Annotated in this window: 22 protein-coding genes and 1 pseudogene; 10 read left to right on the top strand and 13 right to left on the bottom strand. The window is 65.5% G+C overall.

All coding sequences use genetic code 11. From position 1 onward, the window contains the following. From DW298_RS13095 to DW298_RS13070, 6 genes and pseudogenes are all read right to left on the bottom strand, one after another. Positions 1-662 (bottom strand): annotated as a pseudogene (locus DW298_RS13095) (heavy metal translocating P-type ATPase); the annotation flags it as partial. A gap of 139 nt (positions 663-801) precedes the next feature. Further along, positions 802-1,128 carry a heavy metal-associated domain-containing protein gene (locus DW298_RS13090; protein ID WP_042538275.1) on the bottom strand — a complete coding sequence of 109 codons (327 nt, stop codon included), beginning with the start codon at positions 1,126-1,128 and terminating at the stop codon, positions 802-804. A 32-nt stretch (positions 1,129-1,160) separates the two neighbouring features. Next, entirely contained in the window at positions 1,161-1,442 is a 282-nt protein-coding gene (locus tag DW298_RS13085) for a metal-sensitive transcriptional regulator (protein WP_042538273.1), read from the bottom strand. Positions 1,443-1,550: 108 nt separating this feature from the next. Beyond that, positions 1,551-2,576 carry a cation diffusion facilitator family transporter gene (locus DW298_RS13080; protein ID WP_042538271.1) on the bottom strand — a complete coding sequence of 342 codons (1,026 nt, stop codon included), beginning with the start codon at positions 2,574-2,576 and terminating at the stop codon, positions 1,551-1,553. After that, the gene (locus tag DW298_RS13075) at positions 2,573-2,938 is read right to left on the bottom strand and encodes a metalloregulator ArsR/SmtB family transcription factor (RefSeq protein WP_042538269.1); all 366 of its coding nucleotides are present in this window, start codon (positions 2,936-2,938) and stop codon (positions 2,573-2,575) included. Before DW298_RS13075 ends, DW298_RS13080 begins: the two co-directional genes overlap by 4 nt. 142 nt (positions 2,939-3,080) lie before the next feature. After that, complete coding sequence (locus DW298_RS13070) at positions 3,081-4,049, bottom strand: alpha/beta hydrolase (RefSeq protein WP_231567471.1); 969 nt, start codon at positions 4,047-4,049, stop codon at positions 3,081-3,083. A 518-nt stretch (positions 4,050-4,567) separates the two neighbouring features. On the opposite strand from DW298_RS13070, the gene DW298_RS13065 reads away from it, so the two are divergent. The 4 genes from DW298_RS13065 to DW298_RS13050 all read left to right on the top strand — a co-directional run bounded on the left by DW298_RS13065 (position 4,568) and on the right by DW298_RS13050 (position 8,112). Continuing rightward, positions 4,568-5,284 carry a VIT family protein gene (locus tag DW298_RS13065; protein ID WP_136042897.1) on the top strand — a complete coding sequence of 239 codons (717 nt, stop codon included), beginning with the start codon at positions 4,568-4,570 and terminating at the stop codon, positions 5,282-5,284. A 73-nt stretch (positions 5,285-5,357) separates the two neighbouring features. Further along, entirely contained in the window at positions 5,358-6,779 is a 1,422-nt protein-coding gene (locus tag DW298_RS13060; RefSeq protein WP_042538265.1) for a ferric reductase-like transmembrane domain-containing protein, read from the top strand. A 14-nt stretch (positions 6,780-6,793) separates the two neighbouring features. Beyond that, a complete protein-coding gene (locus DW298_RS13055; protein ID WP_042538263.1) occupies positions 6,794-7,273 on the top strand; it encodes an FMN-binding protein in 480 nt (159 codons plus the stop codon). Further along, complete coding sequence (locus tag DW298_RS13050) at positions 7,273-8,112, top strand: FAD:protein FMN transferase (protein ID WP_052492863.1); 840 nt, start codon at positions 7,273-7,275, stop codon at positions 8,110-8,112. The genes DW298_RS13055 and DW298_RS13050 overlap by 1 nt, the downstream gene beginning before the upstream one ends. Here DW298_RS13050 and DW298_RS13045 read toward each other — a convergent pair. The 4 genes from DW298_RS13045 to DW298_RS13030 all read right to left on the bottom strand — a co-directional run bounded on the left by DW298_RS13045 (position 8,103) and on the right by DW298_RS13030 (position 11,376). Then, entirely contained in the window at positions 8,103-9,080 is a 978-nt protein-coding gene (locus DW298_RS13045; protein WP_042538261.1) for a HAMP domain-containing sensor histidine kinase, read from the bottom strand. The two genes, DW298_RS13050 and DW298_RS13045, sit on opposite strands and share 10 nt — an antisense overlap. Then, entirely contained in the window at positions 9,077-9,757 is a 681-nt protein-coding gene (locus DW298_RS13040) for a response regulator transcription factor (RefSeq protein ID WP_042538358.1), read from the bottom strand. The genes DW298_RS13045 and DW298_RS13040 overlap by 4 nt, the downstream gene beginning before the upstream one ends. Before the next feature lie 269 nt (positions 9,758-10,026). Beyond that, positions 10,027-10,914 carry a prolipoprotein diacylglyceryl transferase gene (lgt, locus tag DW298_RS13035; protein WP_052492873.1) on the bottom strand — a complete coding sequence of 296 codons (888 nt, stop codon included), beginning with the start codon at positions 10,912-10,914 and terminating at the stop codon, positions 10,027-10,029. Between the two features lie 168 nt (positions 10,915-11,082). Beyond that, positions 11,083-11,376, bottom strand: a complete 294-nt coding sequence (locus tag DW298_RS13030) for a metal-sensitive transcriptional regulator (RefSeq protein WP_042538258.1) — start codon at positions 11,374-11,376, stop codon at positions 11,083-11,085. A 102-nt stretch (positions 11,377-11,478) separates the two neighbouring features. Between DW298_RS13030 and DW298_RS19670 the strand changes: the two genes are divergently transcribed. The 6 genes from DW298_RS19670 (at position 11,479) to DW298_RS13000 (ending at position 15,331) form a co-directional block, all read left to right on the top strand. Next, positions 11,479-11,664 carry a hypothetical protein gene (locus DW298_RS19670; RefSeq protein ID WP_074731942.1) on the top strand — a complete coding sequence of 62 codons (186 nt, stop codon included), beginning with the start codon at positions 11,479-11,481 and terminating at the stop codon, positions 11,662-11,664. A gap of 6 nt (positions 11,665-11,670) precedes the next feature. Beyond that, positions 11,671-12,036, top strand: coding sequence for a thioredoxin family protein (locus DW298_RS13020; protein WP_042538256.1), 366 nt, complete (start codon positions 11,671-11,673; stop codon positions 12,034-12,036). Positions 12,037-12,196: 160 nt separating this feature from the next. Beyond that, positions 12,197-13,606 (top strand): MBL fold metallo-hydrolase, encoded by a 1,410-nt coding sequence (locus DW298_RS13015; RefSeq protein WP_042538252.1) that lies wholly within the window; start codon positions 12,197-12,199, stop codon positions 13,604-13,606. Positions 13,607-13,623: 17 nt separating this feature from the next. Next, positions 13,624-14,394 (top strand): sulfite exporter TauE/SafE family protein, encoded by a 771-nt coding sequence (locus tag DW298_RS13010; protein WP_042538250.1) that lies wholly within the window; start codon positions 13,624-13,626, stop codon positions 14,392-14,394. Positions 14,395-14,414: 20 nt separating this feature from the next. After that, positions 14,415-14,933, top strand: coding sequence for a DUF4395 domain-containing protein (locus DW298_RS13005; protein WP_042538248.1), 519 nt, complete (start codon positions 14,415-14,417; stop codon positions 14,931-14,933). 32 nt (positions 14,934-14,965) lie between these two features. Beyond that, complete coding sequence (locus DW298_RS13000; protein WP_042538246.1) at positions 14,966-15,331, top strand: rhodanese-like domain-containing protein; 366 nt, start codon at positions 14,966-14,968, stop codon at positions 15,329-15,331. Between the two features lie 276 nt (positions 15,332-15,607). On the opposite strand, the gene DW298_RS12995 is transcribed toward DW298_RS13000, so the two are convergent. The 3 genes from DW298_RS12995 to DW298_RS12985 form a co-directional block, all read right to left on the bottom strand. Beyond that, the gene (locus DW298_RS12995; protein ID WP_136042896.1) at positions 15,608-16,153 is read right to left on the bottom strand and encodes a hypothetical protein; all 546 of its coding nucleotides are present in this window, start codon (positions 16,151-16,153) and stop codon (positions 15,608-15,610) included. A 215-nt stretch (positions 16,154-16,368) separates the two neighbouring features. Continuing rightward, positions 16,369-16,950 (bottom strand): hypothetical protein, encoded by a 582-nt coding sequence (locus tag DW298_RS12990; protein WP_042538244.1) that lies wholly within the window; start codon positions 16,948-16,950, stop codon positions 16,369-16,371. A 273-nt stretch (positions 16,951-17,223) separates the two neighbouring features. Then, entirely contained in the window at positions 17,224-18,741 is a 1,518-nt protein-coding gene (locus DW298_RS12985) for a SulP family inorganic anion transporter (protein ID WP_136042895.1), read from the bottom strand. Positions 18,742-18,851 lie beyond the last annotated feature (110 nt).

Genomic DNA, 18,851 nt, shown 5'->3' with positions numbered 1-18,851 from the left:
CGGGACTCTCCGGTGATCATCGACTCGTCCATGCTGGCCGAGCCCTGCACGATCCGCCCGTCCGCGGGGACCCGGCCGCCGGGGCGAACCACCACAACATCCCCCACCAACAGGTCGGCCGGGGCGACCGTGACCGTCGTGTCGCCTTCCACCTTCTCCGCCTCGTCGGGGAGCAGCGCGGCCAAAGAATCCAACGCTGACGTCGTCTGGGCGAGGGAGCGCATCTCGATCCAGTGACCGAGCAGCATGATCACGATGAGCAGCGCGAGTTCCCACCAGAAGTCGAGCTCGTGATGCAGCACACCCAGGCTCGCACCCCACGACGCCAAGAATGCCACCGTGATCGCGAGCGCGATCAGCAGCATCATCCCGGGCTTACGCGCACGGAGTTCACTCACCGCGCCGGTGAGGAACGGCGCCCCACCCCACACATACATGACCGTTCCGAGAACCGGAGACACCCACCCGACCCACGGGGCGTCTGGCAGCGGGTATCCGAGCAGCATCGAGAACATCATCGAGAACCCGACAACCGGGACCGCGAGGACCAGCATGATCCAGAACAACCGCCGGAACTGGCCCACATGATCGGCATGGCCAGCGTGCCCACCGTGGCCCTCCTGACCGGCGTGCTCTTGAGAAGCACCGTGCTCGTGGCTCATCGCCGCGTGGTCGTGCTCCGTGGTAGGGAACCCGCCGTGATTGGGGTGCGCGGCCTGATTGGTGTGCTCGTCGTGCTGGCTCATCGGAACTCCTTGCTCGGATGCGCCCGGGTCAAGCCGGGCGCAGACAGATAGCCGCTCAGGCCTGGCCGGTCGCGAGCGTGTAGCCGGCCTCTTCGACCGCAGCCTTCACGGCGGCGTGATCGACGGGTGCGGCACTGTGGATGGTCACCCGGGAGGTGGCGCCAGCGTTCAGGTCGATGGTGACGGATTCGACACCATCGACAGTGCTCAGCTCGTCGCTGACGCTGGATACGCAATGCGAGCACGTCATCCCGGCAACCAGAATCTCCTCCGACACCAGAGACACACCCGAAACGGATACCTCGGTGGTCGATGGGACAGCGCAGCAGGCGCAACCGTCGGCGGATGCGTCCTTGAGTCCGAGTTCGATGCGATCAGTCATGGTGCGCTCCTTCAATTCAGCAGACGTGGTGGTCATGAACGGACAAGACGGGCGATTGCTTCGTTGGCCTCGCGGACCTTCTCTGCCGCAACCTCGCCGCCCTCGGTACTCGCCTGGGCGACGCAATGACTGAGATGGTCCCCCAAGAGCGACAATGCGACCGTTTCGAGAGCCTTCGTCGCCGCAGAGACCTGCGTGAGGATGTCGATGCAGCACTTGTCGTCGTCGACCATCCGCGCGATACCCCGCACCTGACCCTCGACACGGTTCAACCGCTTACGCAGATCAGCCTTGTTGTTCTCGTAGCCGTTCATACTTCCAAGATACCCCCTGGGGGTATCCAACACAATGGCACGCAGATCATTCCCGCGGGTCGGACCGACCTCAGGCGTGAGCTTCGTCACCCCTGTGCGGACTCTGGATCAGGTGTTGCTTGTGGCCATCGAGCTGCGGGTGCTGACAAGAAACTCATCCAGGTTGGGGAGGTGGGAGTGGACACTTCGGCGTGCGCGCTCAGTGACTTCATCTACCCGTTCACGGGTGGCGTGCGCGTCGACAGCGAGGATCGCGTCGCCTTCCAGGCGATGTCCGTTCCAGCGGAGTCTGATGCGGTCGACAGCGGTGATGCCGTCGACATGATCGAGGGCGTGCGCAACCTTGTCGACGAGTTCTGGTTCGACGCCGTCCAGCAGGCGCCGTCCGACGCTGCGGACCGTTCCGATGAGGAGGACGAAGATCGCGACCGAGATGACCAGGCCGACGATGGGATCTGCCAGAGGGAAGCCGAGGAGCACGCCGATCCCGCCGGCCACGACGGCGAGTGAGGTGAATCCGTCTGTGCGGGCATGGATGCCGTCGGCAACAAGGGCGGCGGAGCCGATTCGCTGCCCGACTCGGATGCGGTAGACGGCGACGATCTCGTTGCCGAGGAATCCGATGATGCCCGCGGCGATGACCCAGCCGATGTTTGTGAGGGGCTGCGGGTTCAGGATGCGGTGGATGGATTGCCAGGCGGCGGCGATTGCGGAGAGGGCGACCACGAAAACGATGAACAGCCCCGCGAGATCTTCGGCACGGCCGAGCCCGTAGGTGTAGCGGCGCGAGGCTGCACGCCGGCCGAGGATGAAGGCAACCCACAAAGGAACAGCGGTGAGCGCGTCGGAGAAATTATGGACGGTATCAGCCAAGAGCGCGACGGAACCGCTGAAGATGACCACGACAGCCTGAAGGACGGTTGTGACCAGCAGGATCAGAAGGCTGATCTTCAGAGCACGGATGCCTGACCGGTTCGCCTCCAACGCATCATCGATGGAATCTGCCGCGTCATGGGAGTGGGGCACGAAGAGTCCGTAGAAGAACCCCTTGATGCCGGTCGGGTGGTCATGGTGTGCGTGCGGGGCGCCGTGGTCGTGGTGCCCGCCGTGCGAGTGATCGTGGGTCGGACTCATTCGCTCGCCCGATCCGCATGATGGTGTCGGGGTGTGCCACCCAGGGAGTGTTCGGCTTGGAAGATGGCGTCCGCGACCAGTCGGGATGCGTGCTCGTTGTCTAGCCGGTAGAAGACCCTTTGCCCGTCCTGACGGGTGGAGACGATGCGAGCCAGACGAAGTTTCGCCAGGTGCTGCGATACCGCGGCTGGTGACTTGCCAACCGCGTCGGCGAGGCTGTTCACCGACAGTTCCGAGGCTTCCTGAAGAGCGAGAATGATCCGCACCCGTGTTGCATCCGCGAGCATCCCAAACACTTCCACCGCCAGCTCAACGAAGGAACTATCCGGCCGATACCCACATCCTTGCGTATCTGCACTCATACGCAGATACTACGACATCTCTGCATCAGCGCTGGCAGCAGCTCGAGATCGCCTTCGGGGACCGATTCTCGATGTGGCCCGCGGCTTGTCCGATGCCCGTCAGGCAGGATGTCTCTCGCACATCCCTCAATACGCTTGCTTTTCAGGACGGGTCGCCGTTGATCGCCCTTGCCACGGTCTCGGCGCACCAGTCGGGATCACTCAGTGGAAGCTGGTGTCCACCCCGATGAGTCGAGACGGTGAGGTTCGGATAGGAGCGTGCGAGCCGATCGGCCAGTCCGGGCACCGGCACGGGGTCATCGGTGCCGTTGACAAGGAGGACGGCGATGTTGCGCCGCCCCAGGGCCTCCAGTGCGGGTAACCAGTCATCCGACATCACGATCGAGTTCAGGGCGCCGGAGTACGACAGCCATGTGTGCCTGACACCGTCTCTGGCCACGGTTATGGGCAGTGATGGGTTCACCGCGATGGCGGCATAGGAGGCGAATCGCCGATGGCGGCACATCCATGAGCAGACCAGATGGGCGATCGGACCGCTGGCCAGCAGGGTTTCGAACCAGCCCATGCCCGAGATTCGTTGCCGGGCTTCCTGCTCTGACACGAACAGGGGGGCGTCGAAGGCGATCACCCCTGCAATGGTGATCGCGGTGTCGGCGGCGGCGGCGGCGGTGATGATCGCGAGGGAGGCGCCCATCGAGTGGCCGACCAGGGTCACCGGGCGAGATGCTAAAGGGGAAGAAGACAGCACATCGATGATCGCGTTCTGATGATCGGAGATTCCGAATAGAGCATCGCCGTCGGGTTCGACCATCGATTGGCCGAACCCGAGCGGGTCGATCACGAGGACGGTGGCGATGTCACCGAGCTGATCGAAGGCGGCACCGTAGAACGATCCGCTTGCGGCGATTCCGGGCAGCAAGACCACGATCGGGTCACCGTCGCCGAATGTTCGGATGCTGAGTGGACCGTGCCGCGACACCACTCCCGCGCCGGGACGCCAGCGCGCCCGTCGGCGGGAGAGCAGGTGAGTCCCTCCCCACAATGCGACCGCTGCGCCCAGAGCGGTCCCGACAACGCACCGTGCTGCCGTCGTCTTCGATCTCGATGCCATCCCATTTACCTCTCTATCGATCGGACGCGGAAGGTCTACTGAATGGATAGCGACATTTCGGCTAAGCCGAGGGGCGGGCGGGTTGTGGTTCATGATGGTCTCGAACTCGAACGGGTGTCAAACGTCCCAGGCAAGCCCGTCGACGACGCCGATGGCAGGGGCGGTCGGACCTACCTGAAGATCGCTTTGCGGAGGTCTGGTGGGTGTGCCGGAAGCGCCTGTTGACTGGTACGGCTACTGCCTCTGTTCAACCCACCGAAAACGATCGTTTCCGGCGCGGTATCACTTGGTTGCCGGGGCGGTCGCCGCTAACGGGAGCCGGAACCCCGTTCTGGCATGGGCCTTCGGTTGGTGCCGCGACCGGACTTGCTAGCGGTCGAGCTGCGGAGGGCGCGTTTGTGGCGGGCGTACTCTTGTCCGATGACTCGACCTCTCACGAAGTGGCATTCCGCGCACGCAGAGCTCGACCTACGTCGGGATGTGCCTTCCATAGCCGCGCCGGGAGAAAGAACGGGGCGATGATGTTGGCGACGCATCCGGGTGAACCCCACCGCGGCGATCTCGCTGGGCGGCTCAACTGGCTCAGAGCCGGAGTGCTCGGCGCGAACGACGGCATCGTGTCGGTCGCGTCGCTCGTCGTCGGTGTCGCGGGGGCGACGACCGATTCCGCGACGCTGCTCGCCGCGGGTGTCGCCGGTCTCGTCGGCGGTGCGATCTCGATGGCGCTCGGGGAGTACGTGTCGGTGAGCAGCCAGCGAGACAGCCAACGGGCTCTGATCGAGAAGGAACGAGGAGAGCTGGCCGATAATCCTGCGACCGAGCTCGAGGAGCTGGCGGGCATCTATCAGGCGAAAGGTCTTAGCCCGGCGACCGCACGCCTCGTTGCGGAGGAGCTCACCGCGCACGACCCGCTGACCGCGCACCTCGAAGCGGAACTAGGCATCACGGAGAATCAGGTGGTCAGTCCGTGGGCGGCGGCGGGGGCCTCCGCACTTGCCTTCGCACTCGGAGCGCTGCTTCCGCTCTTGGCGATACTGCTCCCGCCTCCCGAGATCCGGGTGCCGGTCGCTTTCGCGGTGGTGCTGCTGGCGCTCGCGCTGACCGGATTCCTGAGCGCGAGGATCGGCGGGAACCCCGCGCTGAGGCCCACGATCAGGGTGGTGCTCGGTGGGGCGATCGCGCTGGTGGTCACGTTCGCGATCGGTACGCTGCTCGGGACGAGTGGCGTTGCCTGAGAGACAGATATGAGTTGCCTATCGGGAGCCGTTCCTTAGACCTGTCTCAGAGTCGGCGCAGCACGATTCCCCTATGACCACTCTGACGACGAGACCGCGTGCTTCCGTCCCCGCCGCTTCCCCTGAGCCACGGCGGGCAGCCCATGGCCGCGCGCGGGTCTGGCGTGCAGCGGCGATCACGGTGATCTGGGCGACCAGCCTGTTCGTCGTCGCTTTGTGGATCGCCTGTGGTGGAGTGACCGCAGTCCTGGGAGTCAACGCCGAGACCGTCACGACGCTCGGACGCCTCACCGGGTTGGTCGCGGCGAATCTGCTGCTCTATCAGGTGCTGCTGATGGCGCGCGTCCCGCTGTTCGAGCGCGGATTCGGTCGCGACGGGATCACGCGGCTGCATCGCTTCGTCGGATTCTGGTCGTTCTGGTTGATGGGCGCGCACATCGCACTGCTCGCGGTGGGCTACGCGATGGCTGCCGGCATCAACCCGCTCGTCCAGCTGTGGAGCTTCATCTGGGAATACCCCGGCATGCTCCTGGCGACTGCCGGCACTCTGCTGATCCTGCTCGTGGTCGTCACCTCGATCCGGCGTGCTCGTCGGCACCTGCGGTACGAGTCCTGGCACCTCCTGCACCTGTACGCGTACCTGGGCGTCGGGCTCGCGCTGCCGCACCAGCTGTGGACGGGCGCCGACTTCCTGTCCTCACCGATCGCGACCGTCTACTGGTGGTCGATCTGGGCGCTCTCCGCAGGATCGGTACTGCTCTTCCGCATCGGGATGCCGCTGCTGCGGTCCACTCGTCGGGCCCTGCGGGTGGCGGGGGTCGAGGCGGACGGTGCTCGGGGCGTCACCATCCGGGTCACCGGTCGCGACCTCGCGACGCTCGGTGCCAGGGCTGGTCAGTTCTTCGTCTGGCGGTTCCTCGATGGACCAGGCTGGACTCGCGCGCACCCGTTCTCGCTCTCCGCTGCGCCGGGAAGCGAGCTGACGTTGACTGCCCGTGTGCTGGGCGACGGCACGCGACGCCTCACCGCGCTGCTCCCTGGCACCAGGGTCATCGTGGAAGGACCATACGGGGAGATGACCGGTGAGCGCAGGACCGGGACGAAGCTGCTTATGATCGGCGCAGGCGCCGGGGTCGCACCGCTCGTCTCGCTGCTCGAGACGGAAGGCTACGGACCGGGAGAAGCGATGCTTATCACCCGGGAGTCCGCGGCCGAGGACGCTCTTCGGCAGGAGGCCATCGCTCACCTCATCAGTACCCGTGGCCTGAGCTACCTGCCGTTCATCGGCCCGCGATCTTCCGGCGCGTCGAGCTGGATCCCTGCCACGCACGAGGCGTGGTCGGGCGCAGATCTCCTCCGCCATCTCGTGCCGGAGCCGAAGGACCACGACGTGTTCATCTGTGGCGGTGAGGCCTGGATGAAAGACCTCAGGCGCGACCTGGTTGGCGCCGGGTTCCCCGCCCATCGCATCCATTCCGAATCGTTCACGATCTGAGCAGGGAGACGGCCATGAAGAAGATCCTCTACACGCTGCTCGCGACCGTCAGCGGACTCGTGCTGCTGTTCAGCTACCGAACGTCTCTGGAGGCGGTCACCCCGACCGACGCCAGTGCGGCGACAGCGGGCAGTTCATTGACGACCGCCGAGACCGGCGCGAGCGGCTCGGGAACCACATCGACGAACTCGGGAACCATGTCTGGCACCGGCCTCGCCGACGGAACCTACACCGGCGCATCATCGCAGACCCGCTACGGGCCGGTGCAGGTGCAGATAACCGTCTCCGGTGGACAGATCACGGACGCACAGGCGGTCGATTACCCGAACAGCAACGGTCGGGACCGGCAGATCAACGGCACCGCGATCCCGAGGCTCGTCTCGGAGACGATCCAGGCGCAGAGCTCGAAGATCCAGATGGTGTCCGGTGCCACATACACGAGCGGTGGCTACCTCTCGTCGCTGCAGAGCGCGATCGACCAGGCGCAGAGCTGATGCGTACCGCGAATGAGGTGACGCGGGTCTGGGTCGAGGAGATCATGGGCATTCCGATGAGCATCCATCTGATTGCTCCGGGGGAAATGACCGACGAGGGCGCCGACCGGGCAGTGCGAGCATGCTTCGACGAACTGCGTGACATCGACCGGGTCTTCTCGACATATCGCACTGATTCCGACATCAGCCGCATCCGTCGCGGTGAACTCTCCATCGCCGACGCTGACAGCAGGGTGGCGCTGGTCGCGGATGCCTGCGAACGCGCCGAAGAGGAGACTGGCGGCCTGGTCTCCGCCCGGTGGCGGGGAAGGTTCGACCCGACGGGATACGTCAAGGGCTGGGCGGTGGAAGCTGCGGGCCGTCGGCACCTCGAGCCGCTGCTGGCTGCCGCGACCGCGGTCGGCATCAACGCCGGAGGAGACCTGCAGCTGTTCACAGCCGAGGGAGCCGACTGGCGATGGCCGGTGGGAATCGCCGACCCGCACGACCGCGGTCAGTTGATCGCGGTGGTCGACGTGGTGAACGGTGCGGTGGCGACCTCAGGGACGGCGGAGCGCGGGCATCATATCCTCGATCCGCGCACCGGTAGGCCCGCGACAGGCACCGCGTCGGCCACGATCGTGACCGACGGTCTCACGCAAGCGGACGTCTGGGCGACCGCTGCCGTGGTGGCCGGCCCGGCGAACCGCTCGTGGATCGCGGCTGCGGGGTCGCGCACCGGCATCGTCGTCGATGCTGATCGTCGCGTGACCCGCTGGCTCGGCACGACGATGGTGGACGTGCAGACGACGACGGTCGGTTCGCATCCGATCGGAGGAGACGCACTCGTTCAGGGATGAGCCGGCAGTGTGAGCAGGAAAGTCGTGCCGGATGCTGTCGACCGTTCGACCTCGATGGACCCTCCGGCACGGCGAGCGACATCTCGCACGAGTGAGAGTCCGAGACCGAAGCTGCGAGGGCGCCCACTCTCGCGCGGACGCGCGAAGCGCTCGAAGACCTGCTCGGGCGAGATGCCTTCGATCCCGGAGCCCTCGTCGATGACGCGCACCGTCACGTTGCGGGCGTCCCGCGCGATGCGGATCGAGACGGTACCTCGCGCCGGGGAGTGCTGCACGGCGTTGTCGAGCAGCGCGACCAGGATGCGGACGAGCGTGACTTCCGGCAGCTGCGCCTTCACCTCCTGATCCACGGTGATCGCGAGCGAGACCTCGGAGCGCTTCTCGCTCGTCGTCATCGCTGCGACCGCTGTCGCCGCCGCTGTCGCGACGTCCGCGTTCCCGTCGGCGAACGATTCTCCTTCCGCGGCGATGAGCAGGTCGTTGAGCACGTCGGCCATCATGTCCGCATCGCGCCGGAGGTTGGTGAGACCCGCTCCGAGGTCCTCGCCTCGGTCATGACGGCGTTGCAACACCTGGATACGGCTCGTCAGCGCCGTCAGCGGCGTACGCAGTTCGTGGCTCGCGTCGGCCACGAAGTTTCGCTGCCGACGCAGCGCCTCCCCGAGCGGGCGGACCGATCGTCGAGCGGCGACCGCGGCGACAACCCCGAGCAGCACCACGCCGATCACTCCGATGATGATCACGGCCGGAACGATCACGTCGATGTCGACGATGAAGTCGTCCCGCGTTCCGGCGGGACCGCCGAACCAGCCGCCGCCGTGCTCCTCGCCTTCGCGGCGCGACGTTGAGAGCACCACCGCGATCAGCACGCCGATGCCGATCGCGACGATCACACCCGACGAGACTCCGACCCAGAGTCCGATGGATAGCGCTGCGCGACGCACGCGTCGATTATCGGCGTCGCTCATGACGGTGTTCCCGCGCGGTAGCCGCGTGCGCGGACGGTCTCGATCATGTCGGGGGACGTCTTGCGCCGCACATAGTGCACGTACGTGTCCACCGAACTCGTCGTATCTCCTTCATGGAACACGGCGCGGAGGATCTCGTCCCGACTGAACACGTGCTCGGGGCTGGTGCTCAACAGCTCCAGGAGCGCGCTCTCCGTCGCCGTCAGCGCCACTCGGATTCCAGATGGATCGTACGCGGCCTGGGCGTCCGGCGTGAACACCCACTCGCCGAGGCGTCGACGTACCCCATCAGCCCTGAACGCGCGTCGCAGCGCCCGAAGGCGCGCCAGCAGCTCGTCGTAATCGAACGGCTTCACCAGGTAGTCGTTCGCTCCGCCGTCGAGACCGGTGACACGATCGTCCACGGTGCCGAGCGCGGTCAGCATCAGGACCGGCGTCGTGATGTGCGCGGTACGCACGGCACAGATGAAATCGACGCCGTCCATGCCGGGGAGGCGTCGATCGACCACCATGGCGTCGTATCGCCTGCTCAGCGCGAGCCGGAGCGCGGTCTCGCCGTCCGCGGCATGCTCGACGTCGTACACCTCTTCCAGCACTTCGACGGTCAGCGCAGCGATCTCCGCATCATCTTCAACATAGAGCAGCGAACCGCGTGGCCCCTGTGCCGAGTCGCCCATGGTCGTCGTCCCGTCTTCCGCGATCGAGACCATCAGCGTACGCCCGGCGCAAACCGGGTCGGGTAACCCGGATGATCTTCCGCATGCCGTCGTCCGTCACACCAGAAACGATCGTTTTGGCGTCACTGGCCCGGTGGCTCCTTATGAGGCGCCACAAACGATCTTCGGAAACCCCTCTCGGCAGGGATTTTCGGCGCACCACGTCAAGAGGCGTTGTGTCCGTGATCGCTTAGACAGAACTAGCTGACAGCTGGAGGTGTGGGTGGCGTTCAGCTCTCGTCTGCGCTGCTGGGCTGATGTTCCACCGCTGGCGCGCGTCCTTCTTGGTACACGGAGGGTTCGGGTTCGGGGTGTCGTCGCCCCTGGACGACGAATAGCGCGATGCCGAGGGCGACGACGACGACGGATGCCCAGACGTTCGCGGGGATGCCGAACAGGGCGTCGCTGGTGGGGTCGATCCTGATGGCCTCGAGCCAGCTGCGTCCGAGGCCGTACCAGATCATATAGAGGGCGAAGGTTCGTCCCCACCGGAACCGGTATCTGCGCTCGAGGAGGAGGATGATCGCCACGCCGATCAGGTTCCAGATGATCTCGTACAGGAACAGCGGGTGGAACAGCGTTCCGGCCGGGAGGCCGTCCGGGAACATGGTGTCCGTCGGCAGGATCTCGAGCCCCCACGGCAGCGTGGTGGGCAGCCCGAAGAGTTCGTGGTTGAAGTAGTTGCCGATCCGACCCATGGACTGCGCGATGAGCATCGCGGGCGCGAGAGCGTCGGCGAAGGACCACAGCCGGATACCGGTTCGTCGGCAGCCGATGTACGCACCGACAGCGCCGCCCAGGAGGGACCCGTAGAGGGCGTTGCCGCCGTCCCAGATGGCGAAGATGTTCCCGAGGTTCGCGCCCGGATAGAAGTAGTCCCCGACGTGGGTGAACACGTGATAGAACCGGGCTCCGATGATGCCGATCGGGACAGCCCAGATGACGATGTCGACAACCACGCCGTCCTCCGCGCCTCGTGCCGACAGGCGTCGTTGGGTGATGATCACGGCGGCGATGATCCCGGCGATGATGCACAGCGCGTAGGTGTGGATTGTGAGCGGCCCGAGGGTGAACTGTGCCCACGACGGTGGGGGGCTGGGAAGACTCGTCAAAAGCACGAAGCACCGCTCCTCATCTGGCATCACTGTGAATGCTTCAACACATCATTGTTCAGCGCCGGTCCCATGCGAACAGCGCCCTGGGAAGACTAACGGTGTTCGACACGGGAATCGTCGAACTCCTCCCAGGTCACCAGGCGAGGGCCCCGAGGAGCGGGCCTGACCGGTTCAGGCCAGGGAGAGGAAGAGCTTCTCCAACTCGGCGGGGGAGGTGACGTCGTCGGCGTCCGGATCGGTGAGGCATTCCCGCAGCGCGGTCGAGATCACGAGGAATCCGGCCCGGTCGAGGGCCTTCGAGACGGCGGAGAGCTGCTGCACGACGTCGCGGCAGTGCGCGTCGTCCTCGACGGCCGTAATGACCGCCGCCAGCTGGCCCTGAGCTCGCTTGAGGCGGTTGACGACTTTGCGCTTGGCTTCGGGGTCGTGGACGAGCGGGTCGCCGGTGACGAGGGTGTCGGTCATGGGTGGTCCTTCCGTCGAGTTGACAACCACTATACCCCCTGGGGTATCGTATTCACATGAACTGATACTCCCCGGGGTATCGCCGAGCAAGGAGATCAGCGTATGTGCAGAGCAACGAAGTGCCACACCTGTGGAAAGACGACCTGGACCGGGTGCGGTCAGCACGTCGCATCCGTGCGGAAATCCGTGCCCGCATCCGACTGGTGCAATGGCAGCCATACCCGTGCCGAAGTCCAGGCCGCCCAGTCTCAGCGGGGTGGCTTCTTCGCCCGCCTGTTCGGACGGTGATCGGCGATGGCAACTGTTGAACTGACCACCGGGAACTTCGAACAGCTCACCCACGCCGAGGGCATCGCGCTGATCGACTTCTGGGCTGAGTGGTGTGGACCCTGCCGGGCCTTCGCCCCGGTATTCGATGCAGCATCCGACAGGCACCCCGACATCCTCTTCGGGAAGGTCGACACCGAGGCCGAGACCGCTCTGGCCTCCGCCCACCGCATCACCTCGATTCCGACCCTGATGGTCGTCCGCGACGGCGTCCTGGTCTACCGGCAGCCGGGAGCTCTTGCCGAACCGCAGCTCGAGCTGCTCATCGAGAAGGCCCGCGAACTGGACATGGACGACGTCCGCCGCCAGCTCGCCAACACCGCTACCCCCTGAAAGGACCTGGCACCATGTGCGCACGAATCACCTGCTCCTCCTGCGGCAAGCCCACCTGGGACGGCTGCGGCCAGCACATCGAACAAGCCCTCGCGGGCGTCCCCGTATCCCAGCGCTGCACTTGCACGCACTGACCCAGAAGAAAGCGACGGAGACCCTTATGCTCCTCGAACGCCTCTACGACGACGACCTCGCCCACGCCAGCTACATCATCGGCTGCCAGCGCACCGGTGAAGCGATCGTCGTCGACCCGCGCCGCGACATCCAGGTCTACCTCGACCTCGCCGCGAAGAACAGCATGACCATCACCGCGGTCACCGAGACCCACATCCACGCCGACTACCTCTCCGGCACCCGCGAGCTCGCAGCCCGTACCGGGGCGACGATGTATGTCTCCGGCGAGGGCGGCCCGGACTGGCAGTACGGTGTCGGGTTCCAAGACGCCACCCGGATAATGCACGGTCACCGCATCACGGTCGGCAACATCACGGTCGAGGCGGTCCACACTCCCGGGCACACCCCCGAGCACCTGTCCTTCCTCGTCATCGACGGCGCCACGACCTCCGAGCCGGGCTATGTCCTCACCGGTGACTTCGTGTTCGTCGGGGACGTCGGACGCCCGGACCTGCTGGACGAGGCCGCAGGCGGCATCGACACCCGCTTCGACGGCGCACGGGATCTATTCGCGAGCCTCCGCGACCACTTCCTCACCCTGCCCGACTACGTGCAGGTGCTCCCCGCGCACGGGTCGGGGTCCGCCTGCGGCAAGGCGCTCGGCGCCGTCCCAAGCTCGACAGTCGGATACGAGCGGCGTTTCGCCTGGTGGGCTCCCTACCTCGAGGCCGGCGATGAGCAGGGATTCATCGACACGCTGTTGAACGATCAGCCCGACGCACACGCCTACTTCGCACGAATGAAGCGGCAGAACCGCGTCGGACCGGCCGTGCTGGGCGAACTTCCTCCGCTCCTCGAGCGCAGCGTCTTCGATCTTGACGCCGACATCGACGCCGACCGGGTCATCATGGTCGACACCCGCCACCACTCCCTCGTGCACGAGGGCACTGTTCAGGGCGCGCTGAACGTGCCCGGAGTCGCGAAAGCAGCCAGCTACGGCGCCTGGGTCTACGACCCCGACACCGAGACGCGGCCGCTCGTCCTCATCATCGACTCGGGGGACGCCGCGGCCCGGTTCCGGGATCATCTGCTGCGGGTCGGCATCGATCAGGTCGACGGGTTCATCACCACACTCGATGGCCTCCCCACGGTGCAGCCCAAGACGATCGCCCCCACCGACCTGGACCAGGTCGACGCGGCGCTCCTCCTCGACGTGCGAAACCGTACCGAGTACAACGCCGGGCACATCCCCGGCGCCGCGCAGCTCTCCGGTGGTCGGGCCCTCTGGCACACCGACGAACTGCCCGCCGGCAAGATCCTCACCTACTGCCAGAGCGGCGTCCGCAACAGCGTCGCCGCCAGCGCCCTGCGCCGGGCCGGCCTCGACGTCATCGAGATCGAAGGCAGCTACAACGCCTGGCTCGCCGCGACGCCGTCTCGGCCGACGGCCGCCTGAGCGGCCGAGGAGCTCGAGTGGACACCTCCATCATCCTCGCGATGACTCTCGCGGCCCTTGTCGGTGTCGCACTCGGGCTCCTCGGCGGCGGGGGCTCCATCCTCACTTTCCCCATCTTCTCCCTCGTCCTGGGCATCGGAACGAGGGAGACGATCGTCTCCTCTCTCTTCGTCGTCGCTATCACCAGCGCCGTCTCCGCCGCCTTCCGTGTGCGCCGACGCGAGGTGCGCTGGAAAGTCGCCGGCGTCTTCGCGGCGACCGGCTTGATCGGGGGAATCGGTGGCGGGATGGTTGGTCAGCTGCTACCAGAAACCGTGCTCACCGTTCTGTTCGCGGCGATCATGATCGTCACAGCGATCGCCATGATGCGGCCGCGACGAGAACGCGCGGCGCGCCCTCCGACGCGGCCGGTCGTCCGTGGAATCCGAACGACAGGTACGGGACTCGGCGTGGGAGTCCTCACAGGGGCACTGGGAGCAGGCGGCGGGTTCCTCATCGTCCCCGCCCTCACCTTCCTCGGCCAGCCCATCGCCGCTGCAGTGGGGACATCGCTACTAGTCATCGCCGTGAACTCGTCCGCCGGCTTCCTCACCCAGATCACGACCGTGGCCATCCACTGGCCCATCGTCCTCACCTTCACCGCGCTCGCCGTCGCCGGATCCTTCATCGGTCTGGCACTGTCGCATCGCCTCCCGGCTGCCGGCATCCGCACCGGGTTCGGGGTTCTGGTGCTGGCCGTGGGGCTGACCATGCTCGCCACCCTCATCATTCAGACGCTCTCCGCCTGACCACCACCAGAAAGAAGCCCATGCCTCACGCGACCGACACCGCGCCCCGCACCGGGGAACACGTCGACGGATACGAGGTGCCCGTCCTCGACGAGCACGCCGTCCGCATCGCCGCCGGCATCCTCCTCGCCATAGGCATCACCGCCCTTACCATCACGCTCGCCTCCGACAGCATCAGGCCGCTGCAGATGTTCGGCATGTTCTTCCTCCTCGACATGACGACGCGCGTACTCATCAGCGACCGGCTGTCCCTCACTCTCGCCCTCGGCCGTGCTCTGACACGCCGCCGCCGTCGGCACTGGGTGGGCGCGCCGCAGAAGGTCTTCGCCTGGTGGCTCGCCCTCGGTCTCGCTGCTATCTCGTGCGTGACGATGAGCGCTGGAATGGTCCCGCTACCCGTGACTCTCGGGCTCTGCGGAGTCTGCTTCACAGTCCTGCTCCTAGAAGCCACCCTCGGGTGGTGCGCGGGATGTGCCCTGCACCAACGCTTCAGTAGGCAGCCCACCCGCCACTGCGCCAACGGCGCCTGCGACCGCTGACACTCTCGCTCCCTCACAACGAAAGGACGCACATGGGCCGCCTAACCCTCACCACCCTCGCCGTCATCACCGCACTCACGCTCACCTCCTGCGCCAGCACACCCACACCACAGGCTGACCTCGGCCCCGACGCGGTCATCATCGACGTGCGCACCCCCGCCGAGCGCGCCACCGGCCACCTCGACGGCGCCCTCCTGCTCGACGTCACGGGCGGCGACCTCCAAGCTGCGCTGCCGGACCTTGACCCCGAAGCCACCTACCTCGTCTACTGCCGTTCAGGTAACCGGGCAGGAGTCGCCATCGACCTGATGAAGCAGGCCGGCTTCACCGACCTCCTCAACCTCGGCTCCCTGGAAGACGCCGCCGCCACGACAGGCCTCCCCGTCGTGCAGCCCTGAGACGTACGTGCTCGCCCCCACGAGCACGTACCTGCGTGCACAGCACGCCACCGCATCGCTCGAGCACTGCCTCGCGATGCACAGTCGGGGCGGGGTCGCCAGATGCCCGCCCCGACTGTTCAAACCTGCTCGCCTTAGCCCACCGAAAACGATCGTTTACGGTGAGGTCAGGTGTCGTGCGCTTTCGAGGGTGCCACTAACGTTCGCCGGAAGCGCGTTTCGGCAGGCGCTTTCGGCAGCTCCCGTTGATCGCCGGCGGACGGAAAAAGTCGATGCCTACCCGTCGAACACCTCACCACTAGCAAATGCGGCATCCTCGGCTAAGAGTTCCACGAGGGGTGTTGGACACTTCGTGAGGATGTCTCGTTCTGCTGACGGCATTGGCTGCGAGCGAAAATCGGCCCTCACGTCGTAGCAGGTGTAAACCTCGCTTGGCCCGTTGTAGGCATAGCCATCATCGGTCGGGATGGCCGGTCGTGGTCCTGAGGCGACGAACACCGAGACGTGAGCGAAGGCATCCGTCGAAGAGATGTTGTAGAGGACGATGCCACCCTGCTCGATCTCGAACTCAGCCGCTGAGAGGGCGTCGCCATCCCACCGTGCGCCAGGAAGGGTGTCGAGGTAAGCCGTCGGACCATCAACTGGGGGACTGTAGAGACGCTGGGATAGAGGATCTTCGAAGGATGCGACTTGTCGCCAGAGCACACCATCTATTCCGCTGGGATAGCCATGGTATTCGACAGCGCATCCTGTGAATGTTGTCGTCGCCACGATTGCGCAGAGGAACATCGCGCCCGCTCTGCCCTTCCGCCTCATCTCCACGCTCTCACTCTCTCACTCCGAAGCTCGAGAAATGTCGGAGATGTGGTTCAACGGGATCCCCCGGAGAATAGCCGCGATCGCAGCCGAAATCGATCGTTTACGGCGCGATCCTGGCGTGTGCAACGGAAGGCCTGCCGAAAACGCGCGGCGTAACCACCAAGCGGCAGAGGTTTTCGGCTGAGCGTGCGGGTGACAGCGACGCTAGGAGCTCGCCACTAGTCAGCGTCGGGAGCTACGTTAACGTCCCAACCGCCTAACGAGTCAGGCAGCGAGCTCGTCCAGCGCAGCATGTCTTGCCAGGGAAGAGGGGTCGCATGTACGACGCTGGGCTTTCCCGCGCATAGGTCGTACCCCCATTGGAACGCTGCAATCGGCGTGATCACTCGCGGTTCGTAAACAGAGAACCGGACAAGATATGAATGGGCGCGCCATTGAAGGTCTGGCGCGTTGGGATTCGCGGGGGCGTCAAACAGCGTCGGCAGAAACCCAAGCGAACTGAAAGGACCCTGCTGGTTCAGGCTCGGCATATTGTCCAAGAACGCTGTCGAGGGCGATTCATCTGCGGGGGTCATCTCCACGAACTGAACCCAGGCGAACACAGCGTTGTAGCCGGAGCCGGCATGCTCAACGGTTGCCGTCATGATCGGGTAGCCGATGAGCCGTTCGTGTGGCACATCGTTCAGAAGGGCGTTCAGCCCAGTCTGCGAAATGTTCGTGCTCGTCACCGTGTCTACAGTGACGACGCCTGCAAACCCCTTCGACTCGAACGGGATGCGCAACACCTGACCCGTGCTCATCCTCTGAGCCTACGGTGGGTCTCATCTGACGAAGGGCATACTCCGTAGTTGTGGAGTGCCGAAAACGATCGTTTACGGCGTGATTTCGTATTCTGCTCTGCGAGGGGTGCCGCAAACGTGCACCGGAAGCCGGTTTCGGCAGACTGTTTCGGCGCGCTGGAGGGCCGAGCCTCGCGCTCGATGCCGAGCTTGAGGGTCGAGGAGCGGCGGCGTCGGTGGATGACGAAGAAGGGGCGACCCGAGGCCGCCCCTTCTTCTTGCGTGAATCGTGACTCAGTGCCCGGCGCCGAGGTTTCCGGTGAGGCGGCCGTGGAACGCTGCTGCGGTGTCGTTCAGGCCTTGGATGGTGACGGTCTTCCCGTGGTTTTCGTACTTGGTGACGATGGCGTCGAGGGCGGCCACGGTGGAAGCGTCCCAGACGTGGGAGTGACTCATGTCGATGACTACCGTGTCGGGGTCGTCGCCGTACTCGAACTGGGTGGTGAGGTCGTTGCTGGAGGCGAAGAAGAGTTCTCCATCGACGGCGTAATGCGCTGTGTCGCCGTCGTCACTGAGGGTGCGGGTGACGCTGACGAAGTGTGCGACGCGTCGGGCGAACATGATCATCGCGGCCACGACTCCGAGGATGACGCCAACGGCGAGGTTGTGGGTCCAGACGGTGGCGATGACGGTGATGAGCATGACGGCGGTCTCGCTCTTCGGCATGCGCTTGAGCGTGCTCAGGCGGATGCTGTGAAAGTCGAAAGTCGCAATCGAGACGAGGATCATGACGGCGACGAGCGCTGCCATGGGAATGATCGCCACCACGTCGCCGAGCGCGAGCACGAGGACCAGCAGGAAGACGCCGGCGAGGAAGGTCGAGATCCGGGTGCGTGCGCCGGAGGCTTTGACGTTGATCATGGTCTGGCCGATCATCGCGCAGCCACCCATGCCGCCGAACGCGCCGGAGAGAACGTTCGCGGCGCCCTGTCCAAGTGCCTCGCGGGTCTTGCGGGAGTGGGTGTCGGTGATGTCGTCAACGAGCTTCGCGGTCATGAGCGACTCGAGCAGGCCGACCACGGCCATAGCCAGCGCGTAGGGAGCGATGATCTGCAGCGTCTCGAAGGTGAGCGGCACATTCGGAATGAACAGCGCCGGCAAGCTCTCGGGAAGTTCTCCCTGATCGCCCACGTTCGGCACGTTCCACGCGAAGACCACGACTGCCGCGGTGAGCAGCACGATCGCGACGAGTGGCGCCGGGATCACCTTCGTGATCCGCGGCATGAGATACATCACCAGCAGGCCGACCGCGACGAGCGGGTAGACCAGCCAGGGAACGCCGATGAGCTGCGGAAACTGCGAAGTGAAGATCAAGATCGCCAGAGCGTTCACGAACCCGACCATCACCGAGCGCGGGATGAACCGCATCAGCTTGGCGACCCCGAGCAACGCGAGGACGATCTGGATGAGTCCACCGAGCAGGACCGTGGCGATGAAGTAGTCCATGCCGTACTCACGAGCGACGGGCGCGATGACGAGCGCGATTGCTCCGGTGGCCGCGGTGATCATGGCAGGGCGTCCGCCGAGGAACGCGATCGCGACGGCCATGATGAAGGACGAGAACAGGCCGACTCGGGGGTCGACGCCCGCGATGATCGAGAACGCGATCGCCTCCGGGATCAGGGCAAGGGCGACGACGAGGCCCGCGAGGACTTCACGGGTCAAAAGGCGCGGGCTGCGCAGCGCCTGCATGACGGTGGGTTCGATGCGGTAACGCGACGCGGAGTCGCGGGTGGGGGTGACGGCAGTCATGTGCCCTCCGGGTGCTGGGCTCTCTCGTGAGAGCGCGGGAAACGAATGGGAGCGCAGCGGTGCGCAGGCGTCGGTCAGGCCGACACGGAAAGATAAGGGGAGCGGGCGCG

Origin of the sequence: Microbacterium sp. A20 (assembly GCF_004794515.1) — a bacterium.
In the GTDB taxonomy this organism is placed as follows: domain Bacteria; phylum Actinomycetota; class Actinomycetes; order Actinomycetales; family Microbacteriaceae; genus Microbacterium.
The sequence above is the reverse complement of the archived record's forward strand: the minus strand, read 5'-3'. Positions and strand labels throughout refer to the sequence as shown.

Excerpts from the sequence above, each read along its gene's own strand:
- DW298_RS13055 (WP_042538263.1), top strand. The coding sequence starts at position 6,794 with ATGAAGAAGATCCTCTACACGCTGCTCGCGACCGTCAGCGGACTCGTG.
- DW298_RS13070 (WP_231567471.1), bottom strand. The coding sequence starts at position 4,049 with ATGGCATCGAGATCGAAGACGACGGCAGCACGGTGCGTTGTCGGGACC.
- DW298_RS13015 (WP_042538252.1), top strand. The coding sequence starts at position 12,197 with ATGCTCCTCGAACGCCTCTACGACGACGACCTCGCCCACGCCAGCTAC.
- DW298_RS13040 (WP_042538358.1), bottom strand. The coding sequence starts at position 9,757 with ATGGGCGACTCGGCACAGGGGCCACGCGGTTCGCTGCTCTATGTTGAA.
- DW298_RS13075 (WP_042538269.1), bottom strand. The coding sequence starts at position 2,938 with ATGAGTGCAGATACGCAAGGATGTGGGTATCGGCCGGATAGTTCCTTC.
- DW298_RS13060 (WP_042538265.1), top strand. The coding sequence starts at position 5,358 with ATGACCACTCTGACGACGAGACCGCGTGCTTCCGTCCCCGCCGCTTCC.
- DW298_RS13085 (WP_042538273.1), bottom strand. The coding sequence starts at position 1,442 with ATGAACGGCTACGAGAACAACAAGGCTGATCTGCGTAAGCGGTTGAAC.
- DW298_RS13090 (WP_042538275.1), bottom strand. The coding sequence starts at position 1,128 with ATGACTGATCGCATCGAACTCGGACTCAAGGACGCATCCGCCGACGGT.
- DW298_RS13005 (WP_042538248.1), top strand. The coding sequence starts at position 14,415 with ATGCCTCACGCGACCGACACCGCGCCCCGCACCGGGGAACACGTCGAC.
- DW298_RS13020 (WP_042538256.1), top strand. The coding sequence starts at position 11,671 with ATGGCAACTGTTGAACTGACCACCGGGAACTTCGAACAGCTCACCCAC.
- DW298_RS13000 (WP_042538246.1), top strand. The coding sequence starts at position 14,966 with ATGGGCCGCCTAACCCTCACCACCCTCGCCGTCATCACCGCACTCACG.
- DW298_RS13030 (WP_042538258.1), bottom strand. The coding sequence starts at position 11,376 with ATGACCGACACCCTCGTCACCGGCGACCCGCTCGTCCACGACCCCGAA.
- DW298_RS19670 (WP_074731942.1), top strand. The coding sequence starts at position 11,479 with ATGTGCAGAGCAACGAAGTGCCACACCTGTGGAAAGACGACCTGGACC.
- DW298_RS13045 (WP_042538261.1), bottom strand. The coding sequence starts at position 9,080 with ATGAGCGACGCCGATAATCGACGCGTGCGTCGCGCAGCGCTATCCATC.
- DW298_RS12985 (WP_136042895.1), bottom strand. The coding sequence starts at position 18,741 with ATGACTGCCGTCACCCCCACCCGCGACTCCGCGTCGCGTTACCGCATC.
- DW298_RS13050 (WP_052492863.1), top strand. The coding sequence starts at position 7,273 with ATGCGTACCGCGAATGAGGTGACGCGGGTCTGGGTCGAGGAGATCATG.
- DW298_RS13065 (WP_136042897.1), top strand. The coding sequence starts at position 4,568 with ATGATGTTGGCGACGCATCCGGGTGAACCCCACCGCGGCGATCTCGCT.
- DW298_RS12990 (WP_042538244.1), bottom strand. The coding sequence starts at position 16,950 with ATGAGCACGGGTCAGGTGTTGCGCATCCCGTTCGAGTCGAAGGGGTTT.
- DW298_RS13080 (WP_042538271.1), bottom strand. The coding sequence starts at position 2,576 with ATGAGTCCGACCCACGATCACTCGCACGGCGGGCACCACGACCACGGC.